This is a genomic window from Exiguobacterium sp. UBA1053, from assembly GCF_002316465.1.
Classification (GTDB): Bacteria; Bacillota; Bacilli; order Exiguobacteriales; family Exiguobacteriaceae; genus Exiguobacterium_A; species Exiguobacterium_A abrahamii.
Window position 1 is genome coordinate 292212 of sequence record NZ_DCDO01000003.1, and the last position, 14162, is coordinate 306373.

12 protein-coding genes are annotated in these 14162 nt (G+C 48.6%); 5 read left to right on the forward strand and 7 right to left on the reverse strand.

Annotated elements, in window-relative coordinates; translation table 11 throughout:
* The first annotated feature begins 10 nt into the window (after positions 1 to 10).
* The 3 genes from B3G15_RS02495 (at position 11) to B3G15_RS02505 (ending at position 3185) form a co-directional block, all read left to right on the forward strand.
* Complete coding sequence (locus B3G15_RS02495) at positions 11 to 871, forward strand: ABC transporter permease subunit (protein ID WP_023467647.1); 861 nt, start codon at positions 11 to 13, stop codon at positions 869 to 871.
* Complete coding sequence (locus B3G15_RS02500; RefSeq protein WP_290715252.1) at positions 871 to 1899, forward strand: ABC transporter permease subunit; 1029 nt, start codon at positions 871 to 873, stop codon at positions 1897 to 1899. Before B3G15_RS02495 ends, B3G15_RS02500 begins: the two co-directional genes overlap by 1 nt.
* Before the next feature lie 113 nt (positions 1900 to 2012).
* Positions 2013 to 3185 (forward strand): MFS transporter, encoded by a 1173-nt coding sequence (locus B3G15_RS02505; RefSeq protein ID WP_290715255.1) that lies wholly within the window; start codon positions 2013 to 2015, stop codon positions 3183 to 3185.
* A gap of 52 nt (positions 3186 to 3237) precedes the next feature.
* Here the strand turns inward: B3G15_RS02505 and B3G15_RS02510 are convergent, their stop codons facing one another.
* The 5 genes from B3G15_RS02510 to B3G15_RS02530 all read right to left on the reverse strand — a co-directional run bounded on the left by B3G15_RS02510 (position 3238) and on the right by B3G15_RS02530 (position 10315).
* Entirely contained in the window at positions 3238 to 4347 is a 1110-nt protein-coding gene (locus tag B3G15_RS02510; RefSeq protein ID WP_290715258.1) for an MFS transporter, read from the reverse strand.
* A gap of 144 nt (positions 4348 to 4491) precedes the next feature.
* Positions 4492 to 7047 carry a sensor histidine kinase gene (locus B3G15_RS02515; protein ID WP_290715261.1) on the reverse strand — a complete coding sequence of 852 codons (2556 nt, stop codon included), beginning with the start codon at positions 7045 to 7047 and terminating at the stop codon, positions 4492 to 4494.
* A 207-nt stretch (positions 7048 to 7254) separates the two neighbouring features.
* Positions 7255 to 7707, reverse strand: coding sequence for a hypothetical protein (locus B3G15_RS02520; RefSeq protein ID WP_290715264.1), 453 nt, complete (start codon positions 7705 to 7707; stop codon positions 7255 to 7257).
* A gap of 71 nt (positions 7708 to 7778) precedes the next feature.
* Complete coding sequence (locus B3G15_RS02525; RefSeq protein WP_047390976.1) at positions 7779 to 8198, reverse strand: hypothetical protein; 420 nt, start codon at positions 8196 to 8198, stop codon at positions 7779 to 7781.
* Positions 8198 to 10315: a DNA topoisomerase III gene (locus B3G15_RS02530; protein ID WP_064300258.1), complete on the reverse strand. Its 2118-nt coding sequence runs from the start codon at positions 10313 to 10315 to the stop codon at positions 8198 to 8200. Before B3G15_RS02530 ends, B3G15_RS02525 begins: the two co-directional genes overlap by 1 nt.
* A gap of 44 nt (positions 10316 to 10359) precedes the next feature.
* Between B3G15_RS02530 and B3G15_RS02535 the strand changes: the two genes are divergently transcribed.
* Positions 10360 to 11256 (forward strand): DMT family transporter, encoded by an 897-nt coding sequence (locus B3G15_RS02535; RefSeq protein ID WP_023467639.1) that lies wholly within the window; start codon positions 10360 to 10362, stop codon positions 11254 to 11256.
* 46 nt (positions 11257 to 11302) lie between these two features.
* Here the strand turns inward: B3G15_RS02535 and B3G15_RS02540 are convergent, their stop codons facing one another.
* Complete coding sequence (locus B3G15_RS02540) at positions 11303 to 12763, reverse strand: MDR family MFS transporter (protein ID WP_058712922.1); 1461 nt, start codon at positions 12761 to 12763, stop codon at positions 11303 to 11305.
* 145 nt (positions 12764 to 12908) lie between these two features.
* On the opposite strand from B3G15_RS02540, the gene B3G15_RS02545 reads away from it, so the two are divergent.
* Entirely contained in the window at positions 12909 to 13724 is an 816-nt protein-coding gene (locus B3G15_RS02545) for an SDR family NAD(P)-dependent oxidoreductase (protein ID WP_023467637.1), read from the forward strand.
* 44 nt (positions 13725 to 13768) lie between these two features.
* Here the strand turns inward: B3G15_RS02545 and B3G15_RS02550 are convergent, their stop codons facing one another.
* Positions 13769 to 14140, reverse strand: a complete 372-nt coding sequence (locus tag B3G15_RS02550) for a hypothetical protein (protein WP_290715271.1) — start codon at positions 14138 to 14140, stop codon at positions 13769 to 13771.
* Between the last annotated feature and the right edge of the window lie 22 nt (positions 14141 to 14162).

Below are 14162 nucleotides of genomic sequence, written 5' to 3' on the forward strand. Positions count from 1 at the left end.
TTTTCGCCTCATGGTGTTTATCGCCCGAAAATCAATTCAGCTTATCGTGGCATTTTTTGTCTTGATTGCGATCAGCGCCCTTCCGGCGCTTGTCGCGCAAATGAAATTCAACCCAGCAAGCTACTGGGAAGGTCTGAAGCAACAATTTGCTCAATTAACGAAACTTGATGAGATTACCTATTTCAACGTAACCGCTCAAAAGGAATTCTTGTTGCTTCCTACCATCAGTCCATTCATTAAAGAGACGTTGATCATCTTTACGACAGCTATGCTGGTCTCCGCTGTGTGTGCGATTTTTTATGCTTATTTGTTTTATCGGAGTGGTCGCAAAACACGCATGATGCTGAAACAAACGACTCGGACGCTTGAGATGGTTCCGGATCTGTTCTGGATCATTCTTTCGCAATTCCTTGTCCTCTATCTGTTTAAAACGACCGGGTATGACAAAATCGAAATTGCGGGATCCTATGCTGAGTACATTCGTTTTTTACCGATTCTTACGCTAACGTTGACAACACTATTCTTCTTCATCAAATGGTTAACGACGCAAGTACTCGAACAGGAAGCTGCTCCTTTCCTTGAACTCGCACGGGCTAAAGGCATTCGTCCTGCCGCTCTTTTCTGGAAACATTTGATTCCGACAATGATCTATCGGTTTTATCTGTTTTTCCGAGCGAACATCATTACGGTCTTATCGAGTCTCGTGATCATTGAATACACGTTCGAAGTGCAAGGTATGTTCCGGTTCGTCTTTTATAATGGACAAATGCCGATTTTGATGGTCATCTTGTTCTTAATCTATCTGCCGATTTTCATCATTGATTTGTTGGCAGAATGGCTTATTCCTAACGCCTGGAAAGGGGGGATTTGATGCGTCGTACTTTGATGCGAGATCCTGTCTTCTGGCTATGTTTATTTTTACTCACTGGTTTACTGCTCCTTAGTTTTGGAAATATGATCTTCCGTGATGGTCAAGTCGATCAAATCTCGAACCGGTATGCTGAAGACGGTACGTTCCTTGCGACGTCACCACTAAAACCGTCAAGTGATCAATGGCTCGGTACAGACCGCTCTGGCTATGACCTCTTTCAATTGATGATTGAAGGATTTAAATGGACAGCCGGTATTTGTATGATTGTTGCGCTCGGTCGAATGTTTCTTTCGCTAGTGATTGCGATTCCGCTAGCTTTTAGAAGTGCTCGCATCAATCGATACTTAAAACTTATTCTTGATGGATTTTTAGTTTTACCGCTCTCTCTTGTCGCGTTGCTCATTTTGCTTCCATCACTTACGTTCTTTGATTCGACTGCTATCCCACCACTTTTTGATCGTGTATCGTTTGAATTGATTGTCTTGATTTTGCTTGGTCTCCCCTCTTTATCGCTTTATCTGATTGCTGAGACCCGCCAGTTACTTAGTCAAGAGTTCATGATTGTCGCACAGACGCTTGGTGGCAGTCCGTGGCATAGGTTCAGACGCCATATTTGGCCACATCTTGTTCCAACGTTGACAATCGTTTTTATGCAACAGTTCATCCAAACGTTGATGTTACTCGTCCACTTATCGCTCTTTGATATTTTCTTTGCAGGAACAGTTAATTTACATGTAGGAACTGCTCCAACGATCTTTGAATGGTCATCGATGTTTGGCTATTACTACAATCAGTTTTCGGCGACGTCGTGGCTCAACCATATGTTCCTCGTTCCACTGATTGGACTAGCATTAGTCGTCTTTTTCAGCAATCTATTCATGAGTCGACTCGAACGGGCTTTCCGATTCCGCCAGCAACTAAAACCAATCAAGCTATCGGCATCTCGTGCTCAAGACGAAGCTGCCGCGACGTCGATGGTTGATCCCTTTACACCCGTTGCACTGAAATCTCATCACGATTCTGATTGACAATCCATTTTTTTCCTCTTACACTAAAAAAAACACGAAATGAGGGCGTCCAATGTAAGTCATTCTGAATTTTCACTCCTAATTAAATACGTACGATATGGAGGTCATTCAGAATGAACCGGTTTACGCTTTTATTGGTCAGTCAATGGATTGCGAATGCGGGAGATGCGCTCTATATCGTCTCCCTGATCGCGATGATCTATCAAACGACAGGGCAAGCGAGTCTCGCTGCCCTGTTTCCCGTTCTCGTCACAGCAGGCATGACAGGAAGCGGCTTCTTATTCGCCCAAGTCGCTCAACGTGTTCCCCATGCCTCCTTGTTGTTCGGCAGTCAACTCCTCAAGACGATTCTCTTAGGCGTCATCTGGGGGTTTGATCTACCACTGCCGCTCGTCCTCGCGCTCGTTGGGTGTATTGCCTTCTTCGACGGATTTGCTCGTCCGATCGAAAGTGCCTTCATCCCTCGACTGTGTCAGGATGTCCAAAAAGCTAACAGTCTCGTACAAGGTTCGAATCAAGTGATTCAGCTCATCATGTGGCCGCTTGGTGCCATTCTGGTCAGCTGGTTATCGCCGCTTTCCGTCTTGTCCGTCTCGGCTGGTCTGTTTTTAGGTGCGAGTCTCATCAGTTATCTGTTCTATCGAAGCGTCCGCTCTCTACCCGACCCTTCGATGGAAGGGGAAGACGTTTCCTTCCGGTCGAGTATTCGCTACACGCGATCGCATTCTTTCGCGAAAGCCAACACCTACCTCGTCGGAATCGATGCGTTCGTCAGTACGGCGTGGATTTCTGCTCTGTTTCTCGTCTACATCGATACACATTTCCAGCTATCGGAACGCTGGTGGGGCATTCTAAATGCCTTCTATCTGCTGAGCATGATCGCCGGTAGTTACATGATGTTACGTCGTCGTGGAACGCGTTCGTTGCTTTATCGTAGTATCGGCTTTTCGATTGTTGCGACCTTCTTGTTTGCTTTCGCTCCAATCGTCACACTTGCCGTGATCGCTTGTCTGATCCAAGGGTTTGCGAGTCAAGTCCGGGCGATTGAGCTGAATACGTTGTTGCAAAAGACGACACCACTCGAACGGTTACCGTATGTCTATAGCGTGCAACAAACCGTGTATGCACTCTGTTTCTGTCTCGGTAGTCTGCTGTTCGGATGGCTTGCCGATGTGTTTGCGATCGAGATTGTCTATGCGCTCGCAGGAGTCCTCTCCTTGTTGATGTGGCAACCAGCTCGCCAGGTATTAGCGCGTTCCTCTCAGGAGCAACGACACGTGTCGTAATAAATGACAGTCAAAAGGACAAAGGTCAATGCACCTTTGTCCTTTTTTTGATTCAGTTCTGACGCGTGCGCGTCACACTATACAACAGAAGCAACATAAGTGAGACGAGACCGAGCGCGGCATAGGTCATCTGAAGCGAGAAGACACGTTCGACGAAGACGAATAGCGTACCGGTTCCAAGCACAGCTAAACGTTCAATGACTGAGATCAGCGACGTAAACGTTGCGCGTCCATTTGTCGGCGCAACTTCTTGGATGACAGTGGTCAAATAAGGATCAGCCCAGCCATAGCACAAGTACAGCGTCCCGAGTAACCCGATACTGACGAGCGGTGAGGCAACCGACAATCCGGCAAGACACACGATATAGATCATCGCCCATCCGACCGGAGATCGGAACCGAGATAATGACGCACCGATCGCCTGCATGATTTGAAATAACACGAAAACGAATCCGAAATGGACCATCGGTATCGTTTGATCCCGTAGATAAAGTTGCCAAAACTCATCGACGAAATCAATCGTCGCCCCGTATAACAAGACAAGACAAAGAATTCGGACGTAGACGCGTCGAAACGAGAGTCCTATTAGCAATGTCTTCAACGAACTCGTCTCTCCGTCTTGTTCTCGCGATGCTTCCTTTAAGAAAAACGTCAGCAGTACTGTTCCGAGCAATACCCACCAGGACACGTGATAGTGCCAAATCAAGTCTACCGATCGCACGGCGTAACTTCCGACAAGTGCCGCGAGTCCTGATGTCAATAAACCACCGATTGAAATCAGTCGCCAGACCGTCTCGAATCGCTCTTCTATCCTTTGCATTCGCAATGTTTCATAGACGTGGGCTTCAAGCGCTCCACTAAGTGCTGCGCCACCGATGCCGGCAAGGACCATCGCCAAGAGGAAGGCAGATAATGAGTAGGCTTCAAGCAACACCGTAAACGATAACCACTCACATACGAAACCAGCCAGAATGAACGGCTTTCTGCCCCACCGATCGGATAACAAACCGAACGGGACCTCACCAATCAATATGACCCAAGCAAAGACGATTTCTGCGATGACGACGTCGGCAATGCTCATTCCCCGGTCTTCCCAGTAAAAGCGCTCAATCACATACGCTGGAATGAACGAACTACTGGCTTCGATCAGGATCCAAAGCATGAGTGATCGTCGGACTTAACAAGGCCATCTGCTTCGCCGCATCTCCTCACTTCCTTTCTATTTGATAGTAGTTAATTCCCGTTTTGCAGATGAAACCAACAAAAAAACGCCCTTTGATTAAAAAATCAAAGAACGCTTTTGACATTAACATTCATCTGCCGATTCCGTGACCGGTACGACGGACTGGACGATCGGTAGTTCGACGATGAACGCGGACCCGACACCTTCTGTTGATTCGACATGAATCATCCCTTCGTGCGAACGAACAATTTCCTGACAAATCGCAAGACCAAGACCGGTACCGCCGATTTTTCGACTATCCGAATTATCGACTCGATAAAACTTACTAAACAGTTGTGGTAACGCGTGACGGGGAATGCCGATTCCCTCATCTTCGATCTTCAGCTGTACACGATCTTCGACTTGACGCATCGTGATCGTGATTTGACCACCATCCGGTGAATACTTGATTGCATTATTGATCAGGTTCGTGAACAGCTGACGCATTTTTTGTTCGTCAGCATGAATCCGCCCCGTCGTCGTTTCTTCAAAATCAAGGACTAGCTCGTGATCTTTTGCCGAAGCCGTATGGAACTCGACCGTTTCCTGAATGACTTTCGTCAAATCAAGCGGTTTGAAGTCATATTGTTGCTGACTCGATTCCATGCGCTGGACATCGAGGAAGTCGTTGACGAGGTTCGACAACCGTTCGGTTTCTGCATGAATCGTCTCGAGATACCGTTGACGTTTTGATTCCTGGACGTCGCGCGCGAGCATCAATTCCGTGTAGCCGTAAATCGAGGCAAGCGGTGTCCGTAACTCATGCGAGACAGTCGAGACGAATTCCGATTTCATCCGGTCGATCGCTGTCTCTGCCGTCACGTCACGTAAGACGAGCATCGTACCGCGGAAACAACCACCGTAATGAATTTCCTCTGCATACAGCGTGACGAATCGTTCTTCCTTGTTTAAGGACAACGCCAAGCTCTCCGTCGGAATTTCCTGACTGCAGACATGATCCATGTAGGTTAAGAACGCCTCATGTTGATCGACTTGCACTGCCAACTCTTCGATTTTGACGTCGAGCGTCATCAATCCTTCTTCCGCCACTTGATCGTGCGCCGGATGATGGAATAAAGCGAGCAATGGTTTATTGGCAAAAATCGTCTCTCCTTCGATATAGATGACCGCTTCCCGAATCGAATGGAGAAGTTTGGACGTCTTTTCCCGTTCTCGTTCGACTTCTTCAAAGACACGCATCCGGAGCAAGGAGAGTGCCAATTGACGGGAGAACGACCAGATTTCGTTCGTCTGGTCTTCCGTAAAGGCATCCCGGTAACGGACGAGATAAATGCTTGCAATCATCGTGTTCGTTGCTGGGTCCATCACCGGTACGACGATTTCGTACATCGTGTATGGATACGGGAGCGGATGATGACTCGCGACTTGTTTCGTCGAGCGAACGGCACGTTTATTAAGACGTGCGCGTTCAAGTAATGACGTCGAAGCGTGCAATAACTGGTGCTCCTGAGCTGACGTCATCCCGTACGAGACGAGATCCGTATAACGGTCTTGCTCTAAGAAGACGATCGCTCCGAGCTCCGCATCGGTAATTGTGATCAATTTTTCGATGATCGCCGGATACGCCGTCAACGTTTCGCGAGACGCGAGTGTCTCGGTCAACTCATTGCGATAACGCAAATGGGTCTCGTTACGTAACGTGATGTCGAGTGCTTCTTCGAGCTCTTCCTGTTGCGATTGCAGTTCTTCTTGCTGAGCAATTAATTCTTCTTGTTGACTTTGGAGTTCGTCGTTACTTGCGACAAGTTGATGTTTTTGCCCGGAAATGGCGGCTGCCATCTGGTTGAACGTTGTCGTCAATTCACCAATCTCATCTTGACGATTCGTGATGACGATCGGCGTCGCATCTTCACCTTTAGCGAGTCGTCCACTTTCCCGGTTCAACTGACGCAACTGACGCGTCAAGCGGCGGACGAATGGTCGGACGAAAACGAGCGTGATCAATAAGAGGATTGCGATATTGACTGCTCCGAGAATTTGCGACGAGTTGACTTGTTTACCAAGCCGCTCTTGTGCCGCCATCTCTTGATCGTTTAAGGAATTACGATATTTTGTAAAAACGCTCTCCATATCAACGATACTTGAACTCATATCAGCCGCACTCTTCGTCTTGATGTTGAACTTTCGCTGTGGATTGAGTGGTTTTGATTTCGTGACTTTTCCAAGCGTCGGCATCTTCAAGAACGGCTCCGTCACTTTGCCGTCTTTTTTCGCCGCGACATAATTGACGAGGCTTGGCATGACGCGTTGGGTATACGCCGTGTAGAGTTCCCGTGCGTCCGTTGCATACTGTCGTTCTTCTTTAAAACGTGCATTTCGCTCGAACCACGTCGTTTGTTGATTGATACCATTTTTCTTTTCTTCGATTTCCTTCAGCATTTCTTCGTCACCAAGCAAGACGAAGCCCCGCATTTCGTACTGCATACTTTGCCATGATTCGTACAAATCCGTCGCCCGTGTCCGATGTTCGTTTAACATCTTTAATTCTTGCCGTGATTCATCCACCTGTTGTTTCGTATATAGGTAGACACCACCTGTCGTTAACAGCAGTGTCAGAAAAATCACATAAAACGCAGACATGATTTGCCGTCCAATCGTTCGATTCAGCCATGTTTTCATTAAAGAAATTCAACTCCTTTCCCTTTATCCTTCTCCAGCAATAAAGGTATTCCCGTCCATTCATTGTAAACTTTTTTCAATCGATACACAGCATTCTGCTCAAAAAGATTTCAATTTCATACAACTTTAATTTAAATCGTTGTATATGACAATTAGATGTCACGATTCGATCGTTTTCAACAAAAAAAGAGCCCCTCAGGACTCTTTTTAATGATGATGGTGATGGCTATGACTATGGCTCCGGACCGGCTGTTCGTCTGCTAAATGATCCGCATCCAAAATGCCGAGCCGTAAGTATTGGGCGACGACTTGTTTTTTCGTCGCTTCGGAAATCTGATCCGTTCCTTGGACAAGCTTTAAGATGCCGGTCGCAATCCGGAACGGTTCGAGATTCGTCTTTTCCACCGGAAAACTTGTCAACGTTTCTAAGTAAGCGACGTAATTCAGTGCATCCGATTCATTCGGACTGACGAGACGCGCCGCATGCTCGCGCAGTTGTTGCGTCAATGAATTCGTTGAGATTCCCTTTGAGGCTGCAGAGATGACTCCAAACAGAATGAACCCGATGATGAGAACAAAAAATCCGACCATGAAAATCGGCATGCCCGAGAAAAAGCCGTCGCCTCCCAGTTCGCTTTCCATGAATGCTACTGTAAACATGATGAACCCTCCAATTGAACAGTATGATGACGTTAAGCTATATTACGTCATCCTGATCAAGAAAGTTTCACCTAGTTAGGTAGTTTTTGTAAGTCAGCTTGGAACCAGTCTTCAACGAAGAAACGTTCCGTCTCCGTCTCGATTTGATATGAATACAACACTTCGAAGTCGCCCTCCGTCAACATCGGTAATGTCAATTCGCGGACGAGTTGGCGTAATTCTTCCGTCAGCTCAGCTTCGTAGCGGATGAATCCATCTTCCCGGTGCTCGACTTCCGTCAAGTACGGAAGCAGGATATGCTTGCCGAATGATTGTGGATCATCGATCACTTCCGCTGTCACACCAAACAGTTCTTCTGCTTCTTCGACCAGTCCTTCTGCTGACTGTACCTCGATATGATCCGGAAACCAGACCGTCAAGCGGCGCCCTTCCTGTAACAGTCGTTCAAAGACAGGACGAAATGATTGATTTTGAATCAGTTCGTATTGCATCAGTCTTCCCCTTTCGTGAATTCGAATTTTAATTGATCGCGCTCGAGATAAAGCATCGCCTTAAACTGGCGCGCATTTTTTTTCATCTCGAGTGGCTTTGTTTTTTGACCTGCTAGTACTTTTTTGACTTCCGTTTGCGTCAGTCGGGCACCAAGGATCGTTTTCGGTAACGTAAAGCCACAGTTGTTCTTTTGATATCCACTGCAGCCATAGAACTTCCCACGATCAAGAACCGCTGATTGACACAGTGGGCACGGACCGACCGGACGATTCGTCGCACCACGCGGGGACTTACTCTTGACTTGCGTCGGATCAACAGCGAGTTGTTCGATCCGTTGCTTGGCATCAACGACGAGATGCTCTGACAATTTTTTCGCCTGTTCAATGAACTGGGCAGCCGACGCTTCCCCTTTACCGATTTGCTCGAGACGGCTCTCCCACTTCGCTGTCATCTCTGGCGAAGCAAGAATACTCCCCGTCACGGCATCGATCAATATCCGACCTTTTGGCGTCGGATGAATCTCTTTTTTGACGAGTTTGATGTATTCCCGCCGTTTTAGTCCGTCGATGATCCCGGCACGAGTTGCTTCCGTCCCGAGTCCCTCGACTTCCTTCATGATCGCTTGCAGCTCATCTTCGAGTAATTTACCAGCTGTTTTCATGCCGAGGATGAGTGTCCCTTCCGTATAGCGTTTCGGCGGCTCCGTTTGTTTCTCGAGCAGACGACAGCCTTTGATCGGCATCTCTTGTCCTTGTTCGACGGCTGGCAGTTCGACTTCTTTTGACTCGATTTGTAAGACTTGTTTAAAGCCCGGATCAATCGTCCGACTGCCGCGTGTCAAAAAACGGTCCATCTCACGCGTCGTCACGATTTCCGTCTTCTCCGAGACGGCGTCCGGTGCAAAGGCAGCAAGGAAACGGCGAACGATTAAATCGTAGACTTGCGCATCTCGTCCAGAGAGCTTCGCGACGGCACCCGCTTCTTCTGTTGGAATGATCGCATAGTGGTCGCTAACCTTTGCCGGATTGACGTAGCGTTTATCGTTAGCTGGATTGTTCGTCAGGACATCCTTGATTGGGCTATATTCCGCTTGCTTCAATAACCGATCAAGAATGACCGGGAACTGTCCCGCCTCCTCTTTCGTCACGAAAGAAGAGTCCGTTCGCGGATAACTGATCCAACCACGGATATAGAGTTTTTGCGCGATATCGAGCGTCTCTTTTGCACCGAGACCAAACCGTCGGCTCGCTTCTGTTTGTAAGAGCGACAAACTGAACCAAAACGGTGGACGTTCCGTCTGCCGTTTTTTCTCGATCGATGCGACGATTCCGGTTCCTTTCGTCCGATCCACGATCGCTTGTGCCTGTTCCCGGTCACTCAGTTTCGTCTGTTTCTTCGCATTGATATATTTTCCTTTGTATCGCGTAAAATCCGCCTCGACCTCGTAGTACGTCTCCGGTAAGAAATTCTCGATCTGTTTTTCCCGTTCGACGATCAGTGCAAGCGTCGGTGTCTGGACTCGTCCGAGGGAAAAAACGTCGGCGATGCCCTTCTTCTTCAGTAACGTCGTATACGCACGGGACGCATTCATCCCGATCAGCCAATCGGCGCAAGCGCGACTCATCGCCTCATGGAAGATGTTCTCTGTTTCCTTTCCATCAAGCAGATTCGCAAACCCATGGTCAACCGCTTGAGGCGTCAAACTCGAAATCCAGAGTCGTTGCAGTGGTTTTGCGTTGTTCGCGAGACGTAAGATCAATCGGACGATTGCCTCTCCCTCTCGCTCGGCATCCGATGCTATAATGATGGAAGTCGTCGTCCGCTCATTCAATAATTTCTTGATGACTTGGTACGGTTTACTCTTACCTTTTGCCAGTCGATAATCAAATCGTTCCGGGATGATCGGCAGATGATCGTAGTTCCATCGTTTCCATTTGGCGTCATAATGCGCCGGCTCCTGCAGTTCACATAAGTGTCCGACTGCATAGGCGAGTTTTGCTCCTTGCGGAAACCGGTCACACGGCTTGATTTCAATGTATCCGTCCCGCTTCACGGACGGATACGGTGCTGCCAGTTTTTCAGCTTGTTTTGGTTTTTCAGCAATGATCAATTGCACACGCTTCACCCTCATTTCCTTACTTCAGACATGTGGAGGTACCCATGCCCTATTTTACGTTATTCATGGCTTTATTCTTTATTTCAACATCGGCAATCTTCGTCAAGTGGGCGGAGACCCCGATTGAGGCTGTCGCCTTTTACCGCATGTTGTTCTCGACCTTGTTGTTGCTCCCGCTCATTCGATTGAAGGAACTTTTGCAACTCAGTTCGTCAACGATCCGGCATATGCTATTAAGTGGCATTTTGCTCGCCGGGCATTTTTGGCTGTGGTTCCTCTCTCTTGATTATACGACAGTTGCGAGCTCGACGCTCTTCGTGACCGCGAGTCCGATTTTTGTCCTTGCCGGTAACGCGTTATTCTTCAAACAACACCCGTCACGCAAGGCACTCCTGTTCGTTGCTGTCGCCCTATTTGGTGGCGGTCTCGTCGCTTACGGAGATATCGCCGTCGGCATGCGTGCCTTGATCGGGGACGGTCTTGCCTTGCTCGCAACGATTTTAGTCGCTGGTTACTGGTTGCTCGGTCAACATGTTCGCACGAGCGTCTCGACGAACCTCTATTCGTTCGGTGTCTACGCTGTCGCGTCGCTCGTCTTGCTTTTGTTATCGTTGATTCAATCGACGAATCTCGTCGCTGCGTTCCAACAGGATTGGTGGCTGTATATTCTTCTTGCCGTCTTCCCGACGTTACTCGGTCACAATTTATTCAACTGGGCGCTCGCTCGTGTCAGCGCCAGCATCGTCAGTATCACGATTCTTGGTGAAGCGGTTTGGGGGATGATCTTCGGATACTATCTGTTTGATGAGAAGTTGACATGGATTCAAATCACCGGTGCCGCTTTACTATTGATCGGAATCGGATTGTTCCTCCGACGCAACGAACGCGATATTCGCGAACAACTCGCCCAGCGTGAGAGTGCCACTAGTCAATCTTCTTAATGACAAAAGCGAACCAGGATGATCATCATCCTGGTTCGCTTTTTCATTACGATCGTGGATCGTCAGGTCGAACTTTCGGTAAACGCCATGTCATCGCGAACGCGAGAATCGCACAAAGGACGCCACCGATGAAGACGTAACGTAATCCATGTGATAACGCGATTTCTGCCGCATACTGCACATCCTGTCCGAACGTTTTTGCCGTACTCGATTGGAAAAATGGATCAATCGCGTACCCTGAGAGCGTGTCCGACGCTGAAAACGAACGAAGGATGGATAGGTTGAAGATCGTACCGAAGATCGCAACACCGAGCGTCTGTCCCGTTGTACTCAAGAACGAGTTGACGGCCGTCGCTGAGCCACGAAGTGACCAATCGACGGAAGTCTGCAAGACGACCATAAAGACAGGCTGTGAGAGACCAAAACCAATTCCGATCAGCGAAACAGCAAGATAGATGAAGACATCACTTGATTCGCGCGTGATTAACGATAAAATCACAGTACCGACGATCAGCAATCCCATTCCTGTCATCGTCCGGTACCGGGGCGAGGCGACACCAATCGTCCGTCCACCGATGATGGCGGTCAGCGTCCAAAAAAGCGAGAGCGGCATCAACATGAAACCGGCCTCGGTCGGACTCTTCCCGAGTACCCCTTGGGCAAAAATCGGAATATACGCTGACATCGAGACGAGCACCCAGGCGGAAAAGAAGACCGCTAAGTTGATCACGAGAATGACCGGATGGCGAATGACTGCTGGTGGTAAGAGTGGATCGCTCGCCTTTTTCTCGACCCGATAGAACGTGAACAACAACACGAAACTAATGAAAAAGCTCGCTAGAATAATCGGACGCAAGAACGTCTCCGATTCACTCCCCGACAATAAGCCATACAGAAACGCACTCATCCCGAGCGCAAACAATAACGCGCCCCGGTAATCGATTTTCCGCTCCGTTTCACGGACCGTCTCTTTGTAGTAAACGACGATCATGAAGAACGACAATAACGCAAACGGTACGTTTAGTAAGAAAATATACCGCCACGAAAGCGATTCGACGAGGAATCCACCGACGAGTGGTCCAGCGACACCCGAGATCCCCCAGACAGCGCTGAGCACTCCTTGGATTTTCCCCCGTTCCTCATATGTATACAAATCACCGATGATCGTCATCGCGATCGGCAATACGGCTCCTGCCCCGATTCCTTGGACGGCGCGGAAGACGATCAACATCTCCATCGATTGAGCAAGTCCACAGGCTAACGAAGCGACGGTGAAGACGCCGATTCCGAATAACAGAACTCGTTTTCGCCCATATAAATCTGCCATCTTGCCGTAAATCGGTGTTGATACCGCCATGAACAACAAGAACCCGGCAAAGATCCAACTGACTAATTTCGCCCCGTTCAATTCACTCGCCATGACAGGTGTTGCTGTTGCAACGATCGTCCCCTCGATCGCGGCTAAAAACGTCGCGAGCAACAAGGCGACGGTTACTTTTTTCCTCATCTGTTCCACTTCCCCTCTACTGTTCTATCATACTGGTTGGACCAGTGATAAGAAAAGTAAATGCTTACGAAACAGGATTCGCGGGAACGGTATGGAATGGTATACACTAGACTCAGATTCACGATTTCGAATGGAGGAATGTCCTATGTTACGAAAAACGGCACTGATTACCGGTGCATCGGGTGGAATCGGACTGGATCTCGCTGTTCTCGCGGCGCGAGATGGCTTCGATTGTGTACTCGTTGCCCGCAATGAGAAAAAATTGAAGGAGCTTCAACAGGTCCTTGAAAAACGCTATCAGATCAAAGTCTATGTATTCGCTGCTGATTTATCACTAAGCGACAGCGTTGATCGTCTCGTGCAATACTTAGAGGAACAAGAATTGACAGTCGATCTATTGTTCAATAACGCCGGCTTCGCCACGTCAGGACGCTTTGCGGAAATCGATCCAACAGAAGACATTAACTCGATCCAGGTCAACGTCGTCGCCTTGACGGATTTGACGAAACGTCTCTTACCAGGAATGGTTGAACGTGGCTTCGGACGCATCCTGAATGTCGCGTCGGTCGCTGCCTTCATGCCAGGGCCTTACATGAGTGTCTACTACGCAACGAAAGCCTATGTCCTGTCGTTCTCGGAAGCACTTGCGACAGAAGTAGACGGCTCGGGTGTCAGTGTGACTTGTCTCTGCCCGGGACCGACCGATACGAACTTCTTCGACCGGGCGAACATCACGCTACCGTTTAAGAGTATGCCGTCACACCTCGTTGCCTTCGCCGGGTACCGTGGCATGCTCAAAGGACGACGCGTCGTTGTTCCAGGTGCAAGCAACCGCGCCATGGTTTCCTTATCTCGTCTCTTGCCACGCCGTCTCCTGACAGAAGTGACCGGTCGCATTCAAGACCCTGCTCGCCAACAAGAATCCTCGACAGAAGAAGAACTCCTGTACGCGAATTCATGAAAAAAAACGGAAGGACCAGATAGCTGGTTCTTCCGTTTTTGTATTTATGCCTCGTGATGACGAAAACGCCGCGTCGCATAACGTTTGATGCGATCAAAGGTCGTCGTATAGCGATACAGATAACGAATGACGAGCGCACTCGTGATCGAGACGATGTAGCCTGTCGATAAGACGAGTAACCAGGAGACAATCGCGAGGAACCATGAACTCTCGAATCGTAAATGTTGCCAAAGTAATCCTTCTGATGAGGTAATGAGCATGGCGCTTGGGAAGATGGCGGCAGCAAGTAAGTAACAAGCAGCATAACGTCCTCTAATCGTACCTTTCATCAACAGAATACTGCCAAACACTAAGCCGACACTCGAGACGATGAGCAACATGACGACATAAGCAAGCGAAATCGACGATTCCAGCATATGCCTTCCCTCCTGTTCGGTA

Coding starts and splice junctions, on each gene's coding strand:
- B3G15_RS02495 (WP_023467647.1), top strand. CDS start 11: ATGGTGTTTATCGCCCGAAAATCAATTCAGCTTATCGTGGCATTTTTT.
- B3G15_RS02500 (WP_290715252.1), top strand. CDS start 871: ATGCGTCGTACTTTGATGCGAGATCCTGTCTTCTGGCTATGTTTATTT.
- B3G15_RS02505 (WP_290715255.1), top strand. CDS start 2,013: ATGAACCGGTTTACGCTTTTATTGGTCAGTCAATGGATTGCGAATGCG.
- B3G15_RS02510 (WP_290715258.1), bottom strand. CDS start 4,347: ATGCTTTGGATCCTGATCGAAGCCAGTAGTTCGTTCATTCCAGCGTAT.
- B3G15_RS02515 (WP_290715261.1), bottom strand. CDS start 7,047: ATGAAAACATGGCTGAATCGAACGATTGGACGGCAAATCATGTCTGCG.
- B3G15_RS02520 (WP_290715264.1), bottom strand. CDS start 7,707: ATGTTTACAGTAGCATTCATGGAAAGCGAACTGGGAGGCGACGGCTTT.
- B3G15_RS02525 (WP_047390976.1), bottom strand. CDS start 8,198: ATGCAATACGAACTGATTCAAAATCAATCATTTCGTCCTGTCTTTGAA.
- B3G15_RS02535 (WP_023467639.1), top strand. CDS start 10,360: ATGCCCTATTTTACGTTATTCATGGCTTTATTCTTTATTTCAACATCG.
- B3G15_RS02540 (WP_058712922.1), bottom strand. CDS start 12,763: ATGAGGAAAAAAGTAACCGTCGCCTTGTTGCTCGCGACGTTTTTAGCC.
- B3G15_RS02545 (WP_023467637.1), top strand. CDS start 12,909: ATGTTACGAAAAACGGCACTGATTACCGGTGCATCGGGTGGAATCGGA.
- B3G15_RS02550 (WP_290715271.1), bottom strand. CDS start 14,140: ATGCTGGAATCGTCGATTTCGCTTGCTTATGTCGTCATGTTGCTCATC.